We start from the raw sequence: 19,506 nt of genomic DNA on the forward strand, positions 1-19,506 counted from the left end.
CTGGCCAGACGCCCCACCCCTCCCCACTCAAGCAACCCGCCCAAAGCCAACCTCAACACCCTCCCGGCACCGAGCCCGCCGCCAGAACAGCACGGCCACCACCGCACACTGCACCCCCATCGCGCCCGCCAACGCCAGACACACCCCGACCAACCCGAACCCCAACAACCCATACGCCAAGGGCAGTTGGACCACCGTGCCGAGCACCGTCACCCGTAGCAGCGCCCCCGCTCCCCCGCTCCCCTCGAAAACCCCGCCCAGCGCGATGAAGCCGGCCATCAGCAGCAGGTAGGGGCCGATGCAGCGCAGGAACAGAGTGCCCTCGTGGGCGACTTGGGGGCCGGCGCCGAAGGCGGACATGATCCAGGGGGCGGTGACACAGAGCAGCAGGGTCGCCGTCACGCCCACCGCGCCGGACACCAGCAGCGCCTCTCGGCCGATCGCCCGGCGCTCGTCCCGGCCCGCCCCGCGCAGTCGCGCGGTGTGGATGGCCGCGGCCTGCCGTACGGAGTAGAAGGCCATCGTCGCCACGTACAGGACCTTGTAGGCGATGGCGTACGCGGCCACCGCCGTCACCCCGAGCCGTGCCACGATCGCGACCAGCGCCAGCGTGCCGGTCTGCCGGACGGTGAAGTCCGCGGACATGGGCAGCCCGGTCGTCAGTGTTCGGCGCAGGGCGGCGGCCACTGGCTCGGCGGGGGTGGCCTTGGTGCGCAGCAGGGCGTTGCGGCGCAGGGCACGCAGTCCCACCACCAGCGCTGCCGTCCGGCACAGCACGGTCGACGCGGCCGCGCCCCGGACGCCGTAGAGGTGGATGAGGAACGGGTCGCAGCCGAGGATCAGGCCGTTGGCCAGCAGGGCCAGCCGCATCGGGGTCCTGGTGTCGCCCGCGCCCTTGAGGATGCCGTCGACGAGCTGCTGGACCTAGAAGACGGCGATGCCCGGGAGCGAGATCGCGAAGTAGGCGACCGCGAGCGGGAGTTCGGGGCCCGTGCCGCCGAGGACGAGGCGGGCCAGGGGTTCGCGGAGCAGGAAGCCGGCCGTGACGACCACCGGTGTGACCAGCGCGCACAGGGCCCAGCCGCCGCGCACGGCGGACCGTACGGCGGCCGGGTCGCGCGCTCCCCTCGCGTGGGCGACCAGCACGGTCGTACCGGAGGCGAAGACGAGGGCGACGCCCAGCAGCACGTTCTCGGTGTTGGTCGCGACGGCCACGGCGGCGACGGCCGGGCCGCCGAGCCGGGAGACCCAGACGGTGTTGATGATCCCGGCGGCGACAGAGGCGAGGAGCGAGAGGTAGACGGGATGGGCGAGCGATATGAGCTGCTTGCGGTGGCTGTTCACGATCACCTGACCCTCTCGGCACCGACTACGAGCTACCTCTATTCGAGGTAGCTCGATAAGAGGTACCATCGGTCGCGTCGAGTCCGCAAGGAGAAACATGCTGGAACTGTCGATCCTCGGCTTCCTGGCCGAACAACCCCTGCACGGCTACGAGTTGAAGGAACGCATCAAGGCGCTCAGCGGCCACGTCCGCCCGGTCAGCGACGGCGCGCTCTACCCGGCGATCACCCGCCTGGTCACCGCCGGCAAGCTCGACCAGCGCACGGAGGAGGGCGCGAGCGCGGCCCCGCGCCGGGTGCTGTCCCTCACCGCGAAGGGCCGCGAGGACCTGCTGGAACGGCTCCGTCACCCCAAGCAGGCCGAGATCACGGACCACGTCCGCTTCAACACGGTCCTGGCCTTTCTACGGCACCTGCCCGACCCCCACGAGCAGGCCGCCGTGCTGCGCCGTCGGCTGGACTTCCTGAAGACGCCGGCCAGCTTCTTCTACCGGGACGGCGAGCCCGTACGGGCGGAAGAGACCCAAGACCTGTTCCGGCAGGGGATGTTGCGGATCGCGCGGGCGACGGGTGCGGCCGAGCGGGAGTGGCTCGCGGAGGCCATCGGCCAACTGGATCAGGCGAGTTGAGCCTTGAGGTAGTCCCGCCACTGTGCGGTGAAGTCGTCCGGTGAGATGCCGAGGACGTTCTTCATAGCGTCCTCCACCGCGCCTGCGCGCTGCTTGTGGGTGCCAACAGCCCGGTAGAACCTGCCCAGTTGAGCGGCGCCCCACCGGTCCTCGATCATCCGGCAGGCCAGCCAGCCGCCCTCGTAGGCCTGTGCCAGTTCGGTGGCCTCGTCGCTGAAGCCGAAGTCCTTGTCGGTGGGGAGGGCGGTCGGGAGGTCGCCGTCCTGGACCGCGTGGGACAGCTCGGGGGCGGCCTGGATCGCGGTGCGGCCGGTGCCCCGGTAGCCGATCCAGTCGGCATAGCCCTCCGAGAGCCAGAGGGGGGTGGCGGGGGTGGTGCGGGCCCGGGTGGCGACATGGGTCGTCTCGTGGGTCAGCACGACCTGCTTGCCGACCGGGCCGAGGACGGCGTACGCGTCCGGGTTGACGATGATCCGGTCCGCGGGCGTGTGGCCCGAACCGCCCGCCTCCCCCGTGGTCACCGCGGCGATGCCCCGGTAGGAGGCCGCCGGTGAGCCCAGGAGCCCCGCCATGCCGTCCAGGGAACCGGGAACGAGCACGACGACGTGCCGGGTCCAGTCGGTGCCCCAGGCGTCCGACACGGCCGGTACGGCGTGGTCCGCGAGGGAGCGGTAGTCGCGCAGGCTGTCGGCGTCCTGCCCGACCCCCATCACCAGGCTGTGCGCGCCCTTGAGGACACTCACCTTCCCCTGGTCCCAGAGCTGTTGACCGGACTTCTTCGCGGGCTTGTCGGAGTCGACGTACCACTGCCCGTCCGCGGTGAGGCGAAGCGTGAGCGTACGGCCGACGGTGACCGGTGAGGTGTCGTAACCCCGGACCCGGTAACCGAGTTCGGCGGCGGCGGTCGCGGTCGCGCCGGTGCGGTGCAGCGAGGTGAGCCGGTAGGACCAGGCCGCCAGCGGTACGGCGCTCAGGTTCTCGTACGCCGTGCGCGAGCCGGTCCGCGCGTACGCCGTCCCGTCGTGGTGCAGGACGGCCGTCGCCTGAGTGTCCAGGAGGCGCTGCACATCCGCCTTGGCGCTGTCCGCCGCCGGTTGTCCGCCGCAGCCCACCAGGGAGCCGAACAGCAGACACAGCGCGAGCACTCCGGAGCGCGACGCCCGCCTACGACCAGTCACTTCCCGATCGTACGACCCTTTCGCGCGGGTTCAGACCCTCGTGACCGACGAGACCGGCATCATCCCGACCGGGTCGTACCGCACGGGTGCGCCGGGGTAGGGCGCGTGAATCACCTGGCCGTTGCCCACGTACATCGCGACATGGCTGGCGTCGGAGCGGTAGACGACCAGGTCGCCGGGCTGGGCCTGGGAGAGCGGGATCTGCCGGCCGGCGTAGCGCTGCTGCTGCGAGGTGCGCGGGAGGTGGACGCCTGCCTGGGCGTACGACCACTGCATCAGACCGGAGCAGTCGAAGCCGCCGGGGCCGTTCGCGCCCCAGATGTAGGGCTTGCCGAGGGCGGACTGGGCGGCGGTCACCGCGGCTGCGGCGCGGCCCGAGGAGGGGACGCCGGCGCCGAGGTCGGGGATGTCCTGGCGGGAGGAGCGGGAGGCCCGGTCGAAGGCGGCGCGTTCGCCGAGCGGCATCCGGTTGAGCAGTTGCCGGGCCTTGGCGAGTTTCTGTTCGACGGTCTTCTTGTGGGTGGCGACGGCCTTGCGGCTGCGCTCCAGTTCGGCGAGGTGTCCGGCGGCCTCGGTGCGCTCCTGGGCGAGTTCGCGCATGGCCTCCTGGAGGTCCTTGAGCTCGCCCGCCTGCTGGGTGGTGATCCGGTCGAGGACGGAGGCCTTGTCGAGGTAGTCGGCCGGGTCGTCGGAGAACAGCAGCGCGACGGTGGGGTCGATGCCGCCGGAGCGGTACTGGGCGCCGGCGAGTGAACCCAGCGCGTCCCGCATGGTGTTGATGCGCTGCTGCTGCCGGGCGATCCGGTCCTGCGCGTCGCTCACCTGCCGGTGCAGTTGCCCGGCGCGCTCGTCGGCCTTGTCGTAGGCCTCGGTCGCCTTCTCGGCCTCCTGATACAGCCGGTCCACCTCGGCCCGGCCGCCGTCGTGCGGCGCGGCCACGGCGGAGGTGGCCGGCAGGGCGCCGAGGGCCGCAGCGGCGGCGGACAGAACACACACCGCGGCACTGGCGCCTCGGTCGAACCCGGACGGTGCAAGGCGACGACGGGATCCCACGGGAAGCCGCACTCCTTCCGCTGGCGGACACGGACCGCTCCCCCGGTGCGGGGAAACGCGCCAGACAGTAGCTCTGTGAAGGGGTGCGGGCCAAAGACCTCCGCGGGCACACAACGTGACGCCCCGCCTATGACGCAGGTCATGGGCGGGGCGTGGAGTCAGCGTGGTGTGTCGTAATTCGCCCGTTCGGGCGGACCGGAAGGACCGGACGAGGACCGGATCAGATCCGGACGCCGAACTCGAAGGTCATGTTGCCGATCGACTCGTAGCGCACCACGGCACCGGTGTGCGGGGCGTGCAGCACCTGGCCGTTGCCCGCGTAGAGGCCGACGTGGTGGTAGTCGCCGTAGAAGATGACGAGGTCGCCGACCTTGAGGTCGCTCTGGCTGTAGATGCGGGTGCCGGCGTTCGCCTGCGCCTCGGAGGTGCGCGGGATGGAGACACCGGCCTGCGCGTAGGCCCAGGAGGTGAGGCCCGAGCAGTCGAAGGAGGACGGGCCGGAGGCGCCGTAGACGTACGGCGAGCCGATCACGGACTGGGCGGCGGCGAAGGCGGAGGCGGCGCGGCCGGAGGCGGAGCCGGTGCTGCCGAGGTCCACCCGCGAGGTGGAACGGCTGGCGGCCTGGGCCTGCTCCTGGTCGAGGGCGGCCTTCTCGGCGGCCGTCAGCGTGTTCAGCAGCTTCTGGGCTGCCGCCAGCTTGGCCTTGACCTCGTCCTTCTTCTTCTTGAGCTCGGTGCGGGTGGCGGAGAGGTCCTTGAGCTTGGTGCTCGCCTCCGCGCGCTCCTGGGCGAGTTCGCGCTGCTTGCCCTGGATCTTCGTCAGTGCCTCGACCTGCTGAGCGCTCAACTGGTCCATGGTGGACGCCTTGTCGAGGAAGTCGCCCGGGTTCGAGGAGAGGAAGAGCTGGATCGACGGGTCGATGCCGCCGGTGCGGTACTGGGCGCTCGCCATCGTGCCGAGGCCGTCGCGGAGCTTGTTGAGATCCTCCTGGCCGCGGGCGACGTTGTCCTGGATGGTCGAGATCTCTTTCTGGAGCTTGTCCTGCTTCTCCTGAGCCCCGTCCAGCTTCTCGGTGGCCTGCTCGGCCTGCTCGTAGAGGGCGTCGACCTTCGCCTTGACCTCGTCCTTGCTGGGCTTCTCGCTCGGCGCGGCGTTGGCGGCCTGGGCACTGAGAGCAACGGCGGCTGCGGCTGCGGTGGTCAGCACGGTGACACGCGCGCGGCTCGGCTGCTTCGGTCGACGATGGGACGCCACGGAGTCGAGCTCCTTCTATTGAGTGATCACCCGTTCGGAGGTTCGAGGCATGACCCTAGTGATGTTCCTGTGATCAGTTCAAATCCTCACACGAAAAAATGCCGTCACTCAAAGCATTCTTTGCACATAACCCACATGCAGTGATGGCCGATTGACGCTACGTTGCGTGACGGTTCGGTCAATTCCGGCATTAAACCTGTACGTTGACCTTCACGACAGTCGCTTGAGGAGTACCGCAGAAGCGACGGGGCGTGCGCCCGCCTTCGCGATGCCGTCGGCCACCTCGCGGTCGGTCGAGGCGACGATGACGGGCCGGCCCGGCGGCTCGGCGCGCACCAACTGGCGGATCAACTCGTCGGCGGTGACGCCCGGTTTGGAGAACAGCACCCGCACTCCGCGCGGCGGAGCGAGCAGCACCGGCGCGGCCAGCTCGGCCCCGTCAAAGACACAGGTGACCTCGGCGCCGGTCTGCGCGGCGAGCTGGGAGAGCTGCCCCAGGAGCCTCAACCGCTGCTTCTCCAGGGGCATTTGGGGATAGCCGGTCTTGGTGACGTTGTAGCCGTCGACGACCAGGTGCGCCTGCGGCAGGGCGAGCAGCTGGTCGAGGATCGCGGGGTCGTTCTCGGACAGCGCCCGCGCGGCGATGTCCTTCGGGGTCATTCGTCCCGGTTCGACCGCGTCGACGGTCTCGGCGGGCCGTACGGAGACGGGCGGCAGCGCCAGTTCACGGCGCAGCCCCTGGGTCGCCTCCAGCACGGTGTCGAGCAGCAGCCGGACCCGCATGTCCTCGACGCTGCGCCCCTCCCGGGCCGCCTTGCGGGTGGCCTCCAGGGCCGCCTCGGCCTCACTGAGCCGCGCCTTGAGCCGCCGGGTCTCGATCTCGCCGGCGGACACCTGCGCCTGCCCCTCGGCGCGCGCGGCGTCCGTCTCGGCCCGCAGCTTGCGCAGGGCGGCCTCGCCGCGCTTGATGTCGCTGTGGGCGGAGCGCAGCTTGCGGTGAAGCGATTCCGCTTCCTTCTTCGCCGCGTCCAGCTCGATGCGCAGCCGCTCGGTCTCGGTCCGGGTCGCGTCCCGTGCCTGGGCCAACTCCTCGCGCAGCCGCTCCAGTTCGGCCCGGCTCTCCTCGTCCGCGCGCTCGGCGTCGGCGCGCAGCGCCTCCTCGCCCGCGGCGGTCACCAGCTTCACCCAGCCGGTGGGGCGCAGAACATAGGCCGCGGCCGCCACGTCGAGCGGGTCCGCGGCCGGGGGCGGCGAGCCGGAGTCGAGAGCGCCGGTGAGTTCCGGCTGGGCCTCTCTGAGCTTCTCCCCGATCCGCTGCCGGAACAGTGGATCGGTTTCCAGGGCGGCGGCCATGGCGTTGCCGGCGAACTTGGCGCGGCGGTTGGGCGCGAAGCGGGCGTACTGCCGTAGCTGCGTGGGCAGTTCGGCGACCGTCAGGCCGCCGAAGCCGTCCGAGACGATCTGTACGACCCTGCGGCGCACGCCGTCGGGCAGCGGACGGTCGAGCACCTCGGCGGCGCCGTCGCCCGGCCCCCCGCCTGAGTTCTCGTCCATCCCTCACACCCCAAGCTGCGTCTTCTCAACGCGTGTGCGGGGCCGCTCCCTCTCAGGAGTCGGCGCCCGGCCTGTCCACCAGTTCCACCTGATCCACGGCGTTGCACCAGCGGCAGCGCACCGACTCGATGGTCTCACTGACCACCTCACGCTCCTCCACCTTCGGCTCACCGGCCAGGTCCAGGTGGAGGTACTCCACGACCTTCGACGAGCGCGTCACGTCGAAGCGCGTGAGGTTGCCGCAGAGGGTGCAGCGCCACCGCGTCGAGGCGGTCGGCAGGGGAACCGTCATCGTGGCTGTCCGCTTCCTTCTTGTTCGAGTTCCGTGATCGCCGATTTCCCCGGCGATCGTGGCTCGTAACCCTACGGCCTGGCGGGTACTCACCGCTCGGCCGTCCACAGCGGCGAGGCACTCTGTCCGACCGTGTCCCCTTACGTCATGCTCTGTATCCATGATCAGGAACTGGGGAACAGCGGGTGTCCGGACGATCCGGAACACCTCGGCACCGATGACATTCGCCCTCATCGCCCTGTGCTGTCTGATCTTCGTCCTCGGCCCGGCCTCGGGCTTCGTCCCGTCCTACGGCACCGGGGACGCCCTGCTCGGCGTCCAGCGGGCGTACTTCCGCCACTGGGGCGTGGTACCGGCCGACCTGTTCGCGAGCCCCACACGGGAGGCCCTCACCCCGGTCACGGCCCTCTTCATCCACGGTAGCTGGGTCCATCTGCTCGGCAACATGCTCTTCCTCTACGTCTTCGGAGCGATGACCGAGGAGCGGCTGGGCCGGGTCGAGTTCATCCTGTTCTACGTGTGCTTCGGCTACCTGGCGCTGCTGGGCTACGCGGTGGCCAACGCCGACTCCGCACAGTCACTGGTCGGCGCGTCCGGGGCGATCTCGGCGGTCCTCGGGGCGTTCCTCTACTTGTTCCCCCGGGCCCGCGTGACGAGTCTCCTCCCCTTCCTCTTCTTCCTTCCGCTGCGCTTCCCCGCGTGGGTCGTCCTGCCGTTCTGGGTGTCCCTGCAGTGGCTCGCGGCGGGCCAGGCCGCCCAGGGTTCGGGGGTGGCGTACCTCGCCCACCTGGTCGGCTTCACGCTGGGCTTCTGCTACGCGTGGGTCCGGTTCGGAAAAAAGAAGGGCCCGAAGGGCGGCCTTGGAAGGGCGGTGGTGGGAGACGGGCGGGCGACTAGAGTGAAAGCCGCCCCAGCAACGGTCCCCGAGGGAGAGAACCAGCCGTGATCACCGCGATCGTCCTCATCAAGACCAGCGTGGACCGGATTCCGGAGATCGCCGAGTCGATCGCCGCGCTGGATTGCGTGAGCGAGGTCTTCTCCGTCACCGGTACGTACGACCTGATCGCCATGGTCCGAGTCCGCCAGCACGAGGACCTGGCCGAGGTCATCCCCGGCCGGATCAGCAAGATCCCCGGGGTGGAGGGGACGGACACACACGTGGCGTTCCGGACGTACTCCCAGCACGACCTGGAGGCGGCGTTCGCGATCGGGCTGGACTCCTAGCTGGAGCGCAGCCGCTGCCACAGGGTGACCAGCGCGCACCAGTTCACGACCTCCCAGGCCGGCGGTTCGGTGCGGTGCGGATCGCCGCGTCCGTCCCTGCCCTCCAGCAGGAGGCGCGCGTCCCGGCGCTGCTGCCACCAGGACGACGGCACGGACCAGTCGGGCAGGTCGATGTCGAGCCGCGGCTCCCGCATCTCCGCCCAGCGGTACGCCAGTCGCCCGCCCGGGACGAACACCCCGTGCGCGTCCGCCGTGAGCGGGCCGAAGGTCACCTGCCGGCCCGCCTCCAGCCGGTCCAGCATCCCCGGCACCTGGGCGTCCGCCACCCGCTGCCGGACATGGTCGACGACGGACCGTATCCGCTGGTTCTCGGGGCGCTCCTCGTCCGGCTCCAGGGTCTGCCACTCGTCGAGGACGAAGCCCTGTTCGACCTCGTCGCCGAACCGCAGCAGATGCCGGTGGCCGAAGGTGTACCAGGCGATGCCGTGCTGCTCGTCGAGTCTGAGGGTCAGGTCCATGGTGGAGCGCCAGCGCGTCACGTCCGCCCAGCGCCGGACGCGCGCACCGGGGACGAGAACGAACCCCTCCTCGTACAGATAGACGGGCCTGCCCCCCAGGAGCCGCGGCGCGCGCCGTACGACCGCCTCGATCAGCGGCTCGCCCAGGCCCTCGGCGGCCGCCGCCCCGCTCACTCCCGGTGGAATCCCCACCGCACGATCGTCACACAGCGGGCACGCAACGGCCGTCCTGCGTACGGTAGTTCCACTTCGCGCCGTCGTTCACCAGCTCCGTCACCGCGGTCACGAAACGCTCCACGTGCTCGTCCGGGGTGCCCGCGCCGAAGCTCACCCGGATCGCGTTGAGGGACTTCTCACCGGGGGCCGCCTCGGGGGCGCCGCACTCGCCCTGGGTCTGCGGGTCACTGCCGAGCAGGGTGCGCACCAGCGGGTGGGCGCAGAAGAGGCCGTCGCGGACGCCGATGCCGTACTCGGCGGAGAGGGCGGCGGCGAAGTGGGAGCTGTTCCAGCCCTCGACGACGAAGGAGATGACGCCGACGCGCGGGGCGTCGTCGCCGAAGAGGGAGAGCACCTTGACCTGCGGGACCTCGGCCAGGCCCGCGCGCACCTTCTCGATCAGGTGTCGCTCGCGCGCGACCAGTGTGTCGAAGCCGGCCTCGGTCAGCGCCTTGCAGGCCGACGCGATGGAGTAGGCGCCGATGACGTTCGGGGAGCCGGCCTCGTGCCGGGCGGCGCTGTCGTGCCACTCCACGTCCACTCCCCCGTCCTCGCGCCGGCTGACCTTGCGGCTGGCGCCGCCGCCCGCGAGGTAGGGGTCGGCGGCCTGGAGCCAGTCGGCGCGGCCCGCCAGGACACCGGAGCCGAAGGGGGCGTACAGCTTGTGGCCGGAGAAAGCGACCCAGTCGACGTCCAGGTCCTGGACGGACACCGGGTGGTGCGGGGCGAGTTGGGCGGCGTCCAGGACGATCCGGGCGCCGTGGGCGTGCGCGGCGGCGGCCAGTTCACGGACCGGCCACAGCTCGCCGGTGACGTTCGAGGCGCCGGTGACACAGACCAGGGCCGGGCCCTTCGGGTCACGGGCGGCGAGGGCCTGCTCCAAGGTGTCCACGGCCTGGCGCGGGGTGCGCGGGGCGTTGAGGTAGGTGACCTCGGCGTCCTTCCAGGGCAGCAGGGACGCGTGGTGCTCGGTCTCGAAGACGAAGACCTGGCAGCCGGCGGGGAGGGCGGCGGCGAGGAGGTTGAGGGAGTCCGTGGTCGAGCGGGTGAAGATCAGTTGGTCGTCGGCCCGGCAGTCCAGGAACTCGGTGACGGTCCTACGGGCGTTCTCGAAGAGGTCGGTGGAGAGCTGCGAGAGGTAGCCGGCGCCGCGGTGGACGCTGCCGTAGTAGGGGGCGTAAGCGGCCACGTCGTCCCAGACGCGCTGGAGGGCGGGGGCGCTGGCCGCGTAGTCGAGCGCCGCGTAGGTGACCTCGCCGCCGGTGACGAGCGGGACGGTGACATCCCGGCCGAGAACGGGCAGCGGCCCTGAAATGTCACTGCAAATGGTACGGGTGGCGGCAGCGGTGGAGACAGACATGGCGCACTCCTGTGAGAGGCAAGGAAAAGTGAAAGGGGGACGCGGAAGCGGGGCTCTACGCCCTATCGCATTCGCTTGCTCACAGAGGACTCCCTCGATGACCAGGACCCCTGGTGTCTTTCGAGGGGCCCGCGCTTGCCGCAGACCTCGCTGCCTACGGCCTGGTCTTCACCCGGGGCACCCCGCCACGGACGGAGGGTTGCCGGACAGTCGGCCGGGGCCGTATGACTGTCACTCATGACCTGACGCGAAAACTTACGTGAGGTGATCGTCGTCCCGCAACCCGTGTCCGGATCGCGGGACGACGACCGCCGTACCGCTATGCGTGGGTCGCGGCCGCCCAACGCTCCAGAGTGCGCTTGGCCGCCCCCGAGTCGATCGACTCAGCGGCCTTCTCCATCCCGCCCCGGATCCGGTCCGCCAGCGGCCCGTCCCCCGGCTCCAGGGCCACCAGGGCGGCCGCCGAGTTCAGGAGTACGGCGTCCCGCACGGGGCCCGTCTCGCCGTCCAGGAGACGGCGGGCGACGCCCGCGTTGTACTCGGGGTCGGCGCCGCGCAGGGCCGCCACGGGGACCAGTTCGAGGCCGACGTCCCGGGGGTCGAAGGACTCCTCGGTGACCTTGCCGTCCCGGACGATCCATACCCGGGAGGTGGCGGTGGTCGTCAGCTCGTCGAGGCCGTCGTCACCGCGGAACACCAGCGCGGACGAACCGCGTTCGGCGAGCACACCGGCGATCAGCCCCGACATCCGGGAGTCGAAGCAGCCGACCGCCGAGGCGGTGACGCGGGCCGGGTTGGTCAGCGGGCCGAGGAGGTTGAACGCGGTCGGGATCGCCAGGTCCCGCCGGACCGCGCCGACGAACCGCATCGACGGGTGGAACTTGGCCGCGAAGCAGAAGGTGATCCCGGCCTCCTCCGCGACTCGCGCCACCTGCTCGGTCGGCAGGTCCAGGTTGATGCCGAGCTTCTCCAGCACGTCGGAGGAGCCGCTCGCCGAGGACGAGGCGCGGTTGCCGTGCTTGACGACCTTCGCGCCGGTACCGGCGATCACGATCGCGGACATCGTCGAGATGTTGACCGTCTTGGCCCGGTCGCCGCCCGTACCCACGATGTCGACGGCCGGCCCCGGGATGTCCAGCGGCTTGGCGTGCGCGTACATCGCCTCGACGAGACCGGTGATCTCCTCGACCGTCTCGCCCTTGGCGCGCAGCGCCACCAGGAAACCGGCGATCTGCGCGTCCGCCGCCTCACCGCTCATGATGCGGTCCATCGCCCAGGCCGTGTCGGCGGTGCCGAGGTCCTGTCCGGCCAGCAGGGAACTGAGGAGATCGGGCCAGGAACGGCCCGCCGCGGTGTCGCCTCCAGCGGGGGTCACAGCGCTCATACGGCCGCTCCTGGGTGTCGTACGTCCAACGATGGTTGTGCGTCCCACCCTATCCAGCCGGGGGCACGGCAAAGGGCCCCGTCCGGTGTTCGGACGGGGCCCTTCGACTGTGGCGTGGCGACGCCTCAGCGATCAGTGGTGGCCGTGGCCGCTCGTGATCTCCTTGTACTCCTCGACGGTGGGCTTGGGGATCTGGGACTCCTCGCCGTAGTACGCCTCGCTCAGCTTGGCGCGCAGCTTCTCGGAGCCCTTCACCTTGCGCTCGACACCGTTCTCGTCGACCGTCGCGCCGATCGCGGCCGGCACGTACTGCTCGTGCGCGGTGAGCGTGTGCAGCGCGTCCTGGCTGAGCGGCTCGTGGATCTCGACGAACTCACCGTGCGGCAGGCGCTTGATGATGCCGGACTCGCGGCCGTGCAGCACCTTGTCCCGGTCGCGGCGCTGGAGGCCGAGGCAGACCCGCTTGGTGGCGAGGAAGACCAGCACCGGCAGCACGAAGAAGCCGACGCGCACGACCCAGGTGATCGCGTTGATCGACAGGTGGAAGTGCGTGGCCCAGATGTCGTTGCCGCCACCGACGAGCAGGACGAAGTACCACGAGATCCACGCGGCACCGAAGGCCGTACGGGTCGGGACGTTGCGCGGGCGGTCCAGGATGTGGTGCTCGCGCTTGTCGCCGGTGACCCAGGACTCGATGAACGGGTAGACCGCGATCGCGACCAGGACCAGCGGGAAGATCACCAGCGGGATGAACACACCCAGGACGAGCGTGTGACCCCAGAGGTTGATCTCCCAGCCCGGCATGACACGGATCAGGCCCTCGGAGAAGCCCATGTACCAGTCGGGTTGGGCGCCCGTGGACACCATGTCCGGCCGGTACGGACCCATGGCCCAGATCGGGTTGATCGAGGCGAGCGCCGCGACGGCCGCGATGACACCGAAGACCAGGAAGAAGAAGCCTCCGGCCTTGGCCATGTAGACCGGCAGCAGCGGCATGCCGACGACGTTGTTGTTCGTCTTTCCGGGGCCCGCGAACTGCGTGTGCTTGTGGTAGAAGACCAGGATCAGGTGGCCGACCACCAGGCCGAGCATGATGCCCGGCAGCAGCAGGATGTGGATCGAGTAGAAGCGGGCCACGAAGTCGCCGCCCGGGAACTCGCCGCCGAAGAGGAAGAACGACATGTACGTGCCGACGATCGGCACGGACAGGATCGCGCCCTCCATGAAGCGGACACCGGTGCCGGAGAGCAGGTCGTCCGGGAGCGAGTAACCGGTGAAGCCGGTGAACATGCCCAGGACGAACAGCAGGAAGCCGAACAGCCAGTTGACCTCACGCGGCTTGCGGAACGCACCCGTGAAGAACACGCGCATCATGTGCACGAACATGCCGGCCAGGAAGATCAGCGCCGCCCAGTGGTGGATCTGCCGGATCAGCAGACCACCGCGCACATCGAAGGAGATGTGCATGGTCGAGTTGAACGCCTCCGACATCAGCTGCCCCTGGAGCGGGACATAGCTGCCGTGGTACGTCACCTCGTTCATCGACGGGTGGAAGAACAGCGTCAGATACACACCCGTGAGGATGATGATGATGAAGCTGTAGAGGCAGACCTCGCCCAGCATGAACGACCAGTGGTCGGGGAAGATCTTGCGCATGTTGGACTTGGCCAGGGAGTAGATCCCGAGGCGTCCGTCCGCCCAGTCGGCGACCCGCTCGCCGGCCGGTGCCTTGCCGCGCCGCTCGCCCGCCGCGGCAGCGGCCGGTGTCTGTGTCTCGTTGGTGCTCATCCGCGCTCCCAGAATGCAGGACCGACGGGCTCCTCGAAGTCGCCGAGCGCTTGGAGGTAACCCTCGTCGCTCACGCCGATACGCAACTGCGGCAGGGCGTGACCGGCCGGGCCGAAGATGACTCGGGCACCGTCGGAGAGGTCGAAGGTGGACTGGTGGCACGGGCACAGCACGTGGTGCGTCTGCTGCTCGTACAGGGAGATCGGGCACCCGACGTGGGTGCAGATCTTCGAGAAGGCCACGATGCCCTCGTGCGCCCACTCCAGCTCGCGCTTGTCCTTGATGTTCTCCGGCTGGAGCCGGACGATCATCAGCGCCGACTTGGCGATCTCGGTCTGGAACTCCTCGTCGGTCTCCTCCAGGCCCTCGGGCTTGGCGAAGGTGAGCGAGCCGACGGCCACGTCCGAGGGACGCAGCGGCAGGTTCGTGTTCATGTTGACGAGCAGCTTGCCCTTGGACCACAGGGTGTGGCGGAGCTTGGTGCCGGGCAGCGGGCCGAGGTCGCGCAGCAGCATCACGCCGGAGAGCGGGAACAGGGCCAGCGCGCCGAACATGGTGTTGCGGATCAGCTTGCGACGGCCGAGCGCCGACTCCTTGGCACCTTCCTTGAAGTCGGCCATGACCTTGGCCTTGACCTCGGGGGGCGCCTCGATGGCGTGCCGCTCGTCGGCGATCTCCACGTCGGACATCAGGGTGCGGGCCCAGTGGACCGCGCCCGCGCCGATGGTGAAGAGCGCCGTACCGAGGGTCAGACCGAGCGCGAAGTTGAGCGCGTTGATGTGACCGATCGGGAAGACGAAGATCGCCTTGTCGTGCGGGATCCCCACGTACGAGGCGATGAAGCCGACGGTGGCGAGCATCGACAGCGTGAACAGGAAGGCGACGACGCGCTCGGACCGCTTGGCGGCCCGCTCGTCGATGTCCTGGACACGGTGCTCGTGCGGCGGCAGTCCCGGGTCGGCGAACGGGTCGTGCTCGTCCGCTACCGACACCGCGCCGTGCGCGTCCTGCTCAGCGGGCAGGTTCTCTTCTGGAATGTCTTGGCTACTCATGACTTCTTGGCCTTTGCGGTCCGAGCGGCGACCCAGACGGCTACCGCGATCAGCGCGCCCAGACCGAAGATCCAGGCGAAGAGACCCTCACTGACCGGCCCGAGACCGCCCAGCTCAAGGCCGCCGGGGCTCTCGGTGTTGTCGCCGTTGACCGCGTTGAGGTACGCGATGATGTCCTTCTTGTTCTTCGACGACAGCGTGGTGTCGGGGAAGGACGGCATGTTCTGCGGGCCGGTCTGCATGGCCTCGTAGATGTGCTTCGGGGCAACGCCTTCGAGGCTCGGCGCGAACTTGCCGTGCGTCAGCGCGCCGCCCTTGCCGGTGAAGTTGTGGCACTGGGCGCAGTTGGTGCGGAACAGCTCGCCGCCCTTGGCGATGTCCGAACCCTCCGGCCCGTACTCGTTCTTCGTCGGGATGACCGGACCCGCACCCAGCGAGGCGATGTACGCGGCGAGCTGGTCGATCTCGGCCTGCGAGTAGATGACCTTCTTGGCCGGGATCTGAGCGCCCGGCTGCTGGGCCGGCATCCGGCCGGTGCCGACCTGGAAGTCGACCGCCGCGGACCCGACACCCACGAGGCTGGGAGCGTCGGAGGAGCCCTGACCGCCGGAGCCGTGGCAGCTTGCGCAGCCGACGGCGTAGAGCTTCTTGCCCTCGTCGATGGCGAGGGACTGGGCTGACTCGTCGGCCTGCGCCTTGCTCGCGGGCGCGAACATGGAGTACAGCCCCCCAGTTGCCGCCAGCGCGAGGAGTAGGACGACGACCGCCGCCAGCGGATGGCGTCGTCGGGTGGAGAGCTTTTTCACGGATTACCCCGGTGTCAGGATCTTCTGCGTCGATGCTTCTGGAATGTGCGCTTCTTGGCTGCGCTCGGGATCGCGCCCGACTACTTGATCAAGTAGATCGTGGCGAAGAGGCCGATCCAGACGACATCGACGAAGTGCCAGTAGTAGGACACGACGATGGCCGCGGTCGCCTGTTCGTGGGTGAACCTCTTCGCCGCGTAGGTGCGGCCGAGGACGAACAGGAAGGCGATGAGGCCGCCCGTCACGTGCATGCCGTGGAAGCCGGTGGTCAGGTAGAACACCGAGCCGTACGGGTCGGAGGACAGCGACAGGCCGTCCTTCTTCACCAGCTCCGTGTACTCGAAGATCTGACCGCCGATGAAGATCGCACCCATCACGAACGTGATGATGAACCAGCCCCTGAGCTTCTTCACGTCCCCGCGCTCGGCGGCGAAGACGCCGAGCTGGCAGGTGAGGGAGGAGAGCACCAGGATCGTGGTGTTGGTCGCGGAGAACGGAAGGTTGAGATGGCTCGCCATCTCCTTCCAGTGATCCGGACCGGTCACCGATCGCAGGGTGAAGTACATCGCGAAGAGGGCCGCGAAGAACATCAGCTCGGAACTCAGCCAGATGATGGTTCCGACGCTGGTGAGGTTCGGCCGGTTGACCGACGGGTGCGCGTGCCCGGTTTCTACTGTCGTTGCTGTCGCCACGACCGACATTATGTCGGTCGCTTATCCCGCCCTCACTCCGGGGGGTGCCGTTCGGAGTGTCCGCACCGTGTGTACTGCCCGTATGGCCCATCGAAGCGGTGTTCCAACAGGTGTTGACGGCGTGTTCAAGGGAGTAGCATCCGCGCAACGGACCTTGGAACGGACCCTCGGAGGAAGCATGCAGCCGACCGCCACGGTGCTGGTCTACAGCGACGACTCCAACACCCGGGAACAGGTGCGGCTGGCGACCGGGCGCAGGCCGGCTCCGGACGCCCCGTTGGTCGAGTTCCTGGAGTGCGCCACGCCCGCGGCGGTGGTCAAGGAGCTGGACCGGGGTGGCATCGACGTCTGTGTCTTCGACGGCGAGTCCGTGCCGATGGGCGGCATGGGGCTGTGCCGTCAGGTCAAGGACGAGGTCTTCAACTGCCCGCCAGTGCTGGTCCTGATCGGGCGGCCGCAGGACGCGTGGCTGGCCACGTGGAGCCGCGCCGACGCGGCTGTGACGCTGCCGGTGGACCCTGTCGAGTTCGCGGCCTCGCTGGCCTCTCTGCTGCGCGAGAAGCGGGCCCTGAACGCCTAGTGATGTCCGGCGGCCCGCAGCCTCGCGGCTGCGGGCCGTTCGTTGTTCCTCACGCCCGTCCAGGGCGCGTCTCACACCGACTCTGGCCGCAGCCGTGCCACGTCCTGCGGCTTCGGGCCGTCCGGGGTTCCGCCGACCAGGGCGCTGCCACCCCGCCAGTTCTTCCAGGCCAGGTTCCAGTCGCCGAAACCGTTGCCGAACGGTTCCATCTCGTCGCCGTTCGAATTCACGACCTTCACCACATCACCCTCATGGATGGTCTTGAAGAACCACTCGGCGTTGCTGGTGCTCATGCCGGTGCAGCCGTGGCTGACGTTCGCGTAGCCCTGGGAGCCGACGGACCAGGGGGCGGCGTGGACGTACTCGCCGCTCCAGGTGACGCGGGTGGCGTAGTACACGGGCAGGTCGTACGAGTCCGAGGAGCCCTCGGAGATGCCGACGGTGGTACCGCGCATCCGTACGAAGTACTCCTTGCCCAGTACGACCTTGACGCCGTTTCGGGTCTCGAAGCCGGGCTTGCCGGTGGTGACGGGGATCTCGTTGATCTCCTCGCCGTTCTTGTAGACCGTCATCGAGTGCGAGGAGGCGTCCGTCACGGCGACGATCTTGTCGCCGGTGGTGAGCTTGAGGTCCTTGGATTTGCCGCCCCAGAGGCGGTCGCTGATCTTCACGCCGTCGAGGTCGCTGTGGGCGTGGATGGTGGCGTGGGTGGGCCAGTAGTCCTTGGGGCGGTAGTGGAGCGTCTTGTCGTCCACCCAGTGCCAGGCGCCCTCCACGGCGGGCACCGAGTCGACCCTGAGGGCGCGTTCCACGATGGCCCGCTGCGCCTTGACCTTGACGGGCTTGTCGAGTACGGCGGTGACCGGCTGGCCGACGCCGTACTGGCCCGCGTCCGGACCGAACTTCACGTTCAGGCTCTTCTTGGTGGTGGGCTTGGTGGTGTCGAAGGTGAGGACCTTGCGGCCGGGGGCGCCGTCCTCGTTCTCCGTGCTCACCCGCACCGTGTAGCGGGCGTTGGCGGCCAGCGGGGAGGTGCTGTGCCAGCGGCTGCCGTCGGCGGCGAGTTCGCCCGTGACGTAGCGTCCCGTGGCGTCCACGGCCGTGACGTCCGTGATGCGCCCGTCGTCACCGGAGGCGGTGACCACCAGGGGCTTGTCCGGATCGGCCTTCTTGCCGTGGCCCGACGGGCCGTTGAAGGAGATCTGCCCTGCCGCGTCGTACGGCTTGGCCGACAGCGGGTTGCCGTCGGACCCGCAGGCGGTGACGCCCGCGCCGAGGGCGATCACCAGCAGGGTGCAGCCGACGACGGTGCGGGTGCGCGGAGTCTGGGTCATGAGCCGAGGCTATGAAGCTTCGTCAACGGCGGCGCGCTGGGTAACTCGGACGAGGGACCCGCGTTACGGCAAAAGCAGGAGCCCGGACCCTCCTGACGGAGTGTCCGGGCTCCCGGCCGTGCGGTGCGTGCTACTGGGTGCGGTTCTCACCGCGGTAGTACTCGAAGACCCAGCCGAACAGGCCGATCATGATGAGCGGCGCCGAGAAGTACAGCAGCCACCAGCCGATGGCCACACCGAGGAAGGCCAGCGCGCCGCCGATGCCGAGGGCGAGGGGCTGCCAGCTGTGCGGGCTGAAGAAGCCCACCTCGCCGGCCTCGTCCGCGACGTCGGCCTCCTTGTTGTCCTGCGCGAGCGTGTCGATCCGCCGGGCCGTGAAGCCCAGGTAGAAGCCGACCATGATGCACAGGCCGAAGGCCATGAAGAGGGCCGTGGTACCGGCCGCCTCCTTGGACCAGACGCCGTAGACGACGGCCGTGACGAGCACGAAGGCGCTCAGCCACATGAACATCCTGCCCTGGACCTTCACTTGCCCGCCTCCTTGCCGCCGGCGAGGGCCTTGTCACCGTGGTGCGCGTTCTCGAGCTGGTCGAGAGCGGCGATCTCCGGGTGGTGCAGGTCGAACGCCGGGGATTCGCTGCGGATGCGCGGGAGGGTGAGGAAGTTGTGCCGCGGGGGCGGGCAGGACGTGGCCCACTCCAGGGAGCGGCCGTAGCCCCACGGGTCGTCGACCTCGACCTTCTTGCCGTACTTGGCCGTCTTCCACACGTTGTAGAGGAACGGCAGGATCGACAGGCCGAGCAGGAAGGAGCTGATCGTCGAGATCGTGTTCAGGGCGGTGAAGCCGTCGGCCGCGAGATAGTCCGCGTAACGACGGGGCATGCCCTCGGCACCCAGCCAGTGCTGGACCAGGAAGGTGCCGTGGAAGCCGATGAACAGCGTCCAGAAGGTGATCTTGCCGAGGCGCTCGTCGAGCATCTTGCCGGTCATCTTCGGCCACCAGAAGTGGAAGCCGGAGAACATCGCGAACACGACCGTACCGAAGACCACGTAGTGGAAGTGGGCGACGACGAAGTACGAGTCCGAGACATGGAAGTCCATCGGCGGCGAGGCCAGGATGACACCGGTCAGACCACCGAAGGTGAAGGTGATCAGGAAGCCGGTGGCCCAGAGCATCGGGGTCTCGAAGGACAAGGACCCCTTCCACATGGTGCCGATCCAGTTGAAGAACTTCACGCCGGTGGGTAC

General features: G+C 69.2%; 19 protein-coding genes, 1 pseudogene and 1 riboswitch. Of the genes and pseudogenes, 4 read left to right on the forward strand and 16 right to left on the reverse strand.

Going from position 1 to position 19,506, the window contains the following annotated elements:
- Positions 1–27: 27 nt before the first annotated feature.
- Positions 28–1,344 (reverse strand): annotated as a pseudogene (locus tag ABZT04_RS39455) (MATE family efflux transporter).
- Between the two features lie 97 nt (positions 1,345–1,441).
- On the opposite strand from ABZT04_RS39455, the gene ABZT04_RS39460 reads away from it, so the two are divergent.
- Positions 1,442–1,972: a PadR family transcriptional regulator gene (locus ABZT04_RS39460; protein WP_356063740.1), complete on the forward strand. Its 531-nt coding sequence runs from the start codon at positions 1,442–1,444 to the stop codon at positions 1,970–1,972.
- On the opposite strand, the gene ABZT04_RS39465 is transcribed toward ABZT04_RS39460, so the two are convergent.
- From ABZT04_RS39465 to ABZT04_RS39485, 5 genes are all read right to left on the reverse strand, one after another.
- Positions 1,960–3,150, reverse strand: a complete 1,191-nt coding sequence (locus tag ABZT04_RS39465; protein WP_356063742.1) for a hypothetical protein — start codon at positions 3,148–3,150, stop codon at positions 1,960–1,962. The genes ABZT04_RS39460 and ABZT04_RS39465 overlap by 13 nt on opposite strands.
- Before the next feature lie 30 nt (positions 3,151–3,180).
- The gene (locus ABZT04_RS39470) at positions 3,181–4,203 is read right to left on the reverse strand and encodes an NlpC/P60 family protein (RefSeq protein ID WP_356063744.1); all 1,023 of its coding nucleotides are present in this window, start codon (positions 4,201–4,203) and stop codon (positions 3,181–3,183) included.
- Between the two features lie 220 nt (positions 4,204–4,423).
- Positions 4,424–5,458 (reverse strand): NlpC/P60 family protein, encoded by a 1,035-nt coding sequence (locus ABZT04_RS39475; protein ID WP_356063746.1) that lies wholly within the window; start codon positions 5,456–5,458, stop codon positions 4,424–4,426.
- Between the two features lie 210 nt (positions 5,459–5,668).
- The gene (locus ABZT04_RS39480) at positions 5,669–7,012 is read right to left on the reverse strand and encodes an NYN domain-containing protein (RefSeq protein ID WP_356063749.1); all 1,344 of its coding nucleotides are present in this window, start codon (positions 7,010–7,012) and stop codon (positions 5,669–5,671) included.
- 52 nt (positions 7,013–7,064) lie between these two features.
- A complete protein-coding gene (locus ABZT04_RS39485; protein WP_286257438.1) occupies positions 7,065–7,304 on the reverse strand; it encodes a hypothetical protein in 240 nt (79 codons plus the stop codon).
- Positions 7,305–7,464: 160 nt separating this feature from the next.
- Between ABZT04_RS39485 and ABZT04_RS39490 the strand changes: the two genes are divergently transcribed.
- Together ABZT04_RS39490 and ABZT04_RS39495 are read left to right on the forward strand one after the other, a co-directional pair.
- Positions 7,465–8,250: a rhomboid family intramembrane serine protease gene (locus tag ABZT04_RS39490; protein ID WP_356063751.1), complete on the forward strand. Its 786-nt coding sequence runs from the start codon at positions 7,465–7,467 to the stop codon at positions 8,248–8,250.
- Entirely contained in the window at positions 8,247–8,528 is a 282-nt protein-coding gene (locus ABZT04_RS39495) for an Lrp/AsnC ligand binding domain-containing protein (RefSeq protein WP_356063754.1), read from the forward strand. Before ABZT04_RS39490 ends, ABZT04_RS39495 begins: the two co-directional genes overlap by 4 nt.
- Here ABZT04_RS39495 and ABZT04_RS39500 read toward each other — a convergent pair.
- The 7 genes from ABZT04_RS39500 to ABZT04_RS39530 all read right to left on the reverse strand — a co-directional run bounded on the left by ABZT04_RS39500 (position 8,525) and on the right by ABZT04_RS39530 (position 16,353).
- Positions 8,525–9,238 (reverse strand): hypothetical protein, encoded by a 714-nt coding sequence (locus tag ABZT04_RS39500; protein WP_356063757.1) that lies wholly within the window; start codon positions 9,236–9,238, stop codon positions 8,525–8,527. The genes ABZT04_RS39495 and ABZT04_RS39500 overlap by 4 nt on opposite strands.
- Before the next feature lie 10 nt (positions 9,239–9,248).
- Positions 9,249–10,622, reverse strand: coding sequence for an aminotransferase class V-fold PLP-dependent enzyme (locus ABZT04_RS39505; protein ID WP_356063759.1), 1,374 nt, complete (start codon positions 10,620–10,622; stop codon positions 9,249–9,251).
- A gap of 126 nt (positions 10,623–10,748) precedes the next feature.
- Positions 10,749–10,865, reverse strand: a riboswitch (SAM riboswitch).
- Positions 10,866–10,941: 76 nt separating this feature from the next.
- Complete coding sequence (gene trpD, locus ABZT04_RS39510) at positions 10,942–12,006, reverse strand: anthranilate phosphoribosyltransferase (protein WP_356063762.1); 1,065 nt, start codon at positions 12,004–12,006, stop codon at positions 10,942–10,944.
- Positions 12,007–12,138: 132 nt separating this feature from the next.
- On the reverse strand, positions 12,139–13,794 hold the full coding sequence (locus tag ABZT04_RS39515) for a ubiquinol-cytochrome c reductase cytochrome b subunit (protein ID WP_356063764.1): 1,656 nt from the start codon (positions 13,792–13,794) through the stop codon (positions 12,139–12,141).
- Positions 13,791–14,846 (reverse strand): Rieske 2Fe-2S domain-containing protein, encoded by a 1,056-nt coding sequence (locus ABZT04_RS39520; RefSeq protein WP_356063767.1) that lies wholly within the window; start codon positions 14,844–14,846, stop codon positions 13,791–13,793. Before ABZT04_RS39520 ends, ABZT04_RS39515 begins: the two co-directional genes overlap by 4 nt.
- Entirely contained in the window at positions 14,843–15,652 is an 810-nt protein-coding gene (locus ABZT04_RS39525; protein WP_356063769.1) for a c-type cytochrome, read from the reverse strand. Before ABZT04_RS39525 ends, ABZT04_RS39520 begins: the two co-directional genes overlap by 4 nt.
- A gap of 80 nt (positions 15,653–15,732) precedes the next feature.
- A complete protein-coding gene (locus ABZT04_RS39530) occupies positions 15,733–16,353 on the reverse strand; it encodes a heme-copper oxidase subunit III (RefSeq protein WP_019067823.1) in 621 nt (206 codons plus the stop codon).
- A gap of 169 nt (positions 16,354–16,522) precedes the next feature.
- On the opposite strand from ABZT04_RS39530, the gene ABZT04_RS39535 reads away from it, so the two are divergent.
- Positions 16,523–16,924, forward strand: coding sequence for a hypothetical protein (locus tag ABZT04_RS39535; protein WP_355922266.1), 402 nt, complete (start codon positions 16,523–16,525; stop codon positions 16,922–16,924).
- 71 nt (positions 16,925–16,995) lie between these two features.
- On the opposite strand, the gene ABZT04_RS39540 is transcribed toward ABZT04_RS39535, so the two are convergent.
- The 3 genes from ABZT04_RS39540 to ABZT04_RS39550 all read right to left on the reverse strand — a co-directional run.
- Positions 16,996–18,258: an Ig-like domain-containing protein gene (locus tag ABZT04_RS39540; RefSeq protein ID WP_356063771.1), complete on the reverse strand. Its 1,263-nt coding sequence runs from the start codon at positions 18,256–18,258 to the stop codon at positions 16,996–16,998.
- 130 nt (positions 18,259–18,388) lie between these two features.
- The gene (locus ABZT04_RS39545; protein WP_356063773.1) at positions 18,389–18,787 is read right to left on the reverse strand and encodes a cytochrome c oxidase subunit 4; all 399 of its coding nucleotides are present in this window, start codon (positions 18,785–18,787) and stop codon (positions 18,389–18,391) included.
- The coding region (locus ABZT04_RS39550; RefSeq protein ID WP_356063775.1) for a cbb3-type cytochrome c oxidase subunit I at positions 18,784–19,506 on the reverse strand (723 nt) is incomplete at its 5' end. The genes ABZT04_RS39545 and ABZT04_RS39550, both read right to left, overlap by 4 nt.

Source organism: Streptomyces sp. NPDC005492 (assembly GCF_040605995.1).
In the GTDB taxonomy this organism is placed as follows: domain Bacteria; phylum Actinomycetota; class Actinomycetes; order Streptomycetales; family Streptomycetaceae; genus Streptomyces.

What these genes read in the sequence shown, in the direction of transcription:
- ABZT04_RS39460 (WP_356063740.1), top strand. Translation starts at nt 1,442, where the DNA reads ATGCTGGAACTGTCGATCCTCGGCTTCCTGGCCGAACAACCCCTGCAC.
- ABZT04_RS39480 (WP_356063749.1), bottom strand. Translation starts at nt 7,012, where the DNA reads ATGGACGAGAACTCAGGCGGGGGGCCGGGCGACGGCGCCGCCGAGGTG.
- ABZT04_RS39485 (WP_286257438.1), bottom strand. Translation starts at nt 7,304, where the DNA reads ATGACGGTTCCCCTGCCGACCGCCTCGACGCGGTGGCGCTGCACCCTC.
- ABZT04_RS39490 (WP_356063751.1), top strand. Translation starts at nt 7,465, where the DNA reads ATGATCAGGAACTGGGGAACAGCGGGTGTCCGGACGATCCGGAACACC.
- ABZT04_RS39505 (WP_356063759.1), bottom strand. Translation starts at nt 10,622, where the DNA reads ATGTCTGTCTCCACCGCTGCCGCCACCCGTACCATTTGCAGTGACATT.
- trpD (WP_356063762.1), bottom strand. Translation starts at nt 12,006, where the DNA reads ATGAGCGCTGTGACCCCCGCTGGAGGCGACACCGCGGCGGGCCGTTCC.
- ABZT04_RS39515 (WP_356063764.1), bottom strand. Translation starts at nt 13,794, where the DNA reads ATGAGCACCAACGAGACACAGACACCGGCCGCTGCCGCGGCGGGCGAG.
- ABZT04_RS39520 (WP_356063767.1), bottom strand. Translation starts at nt 14,846, where the DNA reads ATGAGTAGCCAAGACATTCCAGAAGAGAACCTGCCCGCTGAGCAGGAC.
- ABZT04_RS39530 (WP_019067823.1), bottom strand. Translation starts at nt 16,353, where the DNA reads ATGTCGGTCGTGGCGACAGCAACGACAGTAGAAACCGGGCACGCGCAC.
- ABZT04_RS39535 (WP_355922266.1), top strand. Translation starts at nt 16,523, where the DNA reads ATGCAGCCGACCGCCACGGTGCTGGTCTACAGCGACGACTCCAACACC.
- ABZT04_RS39540 (WP_356063771.1), bottom strand. Translation starts at nt 18,258, where the DNA reads ATGACCCAGACTCCGCGCACCCGCACCGTCGTCGGCTGCACCCTGCTG.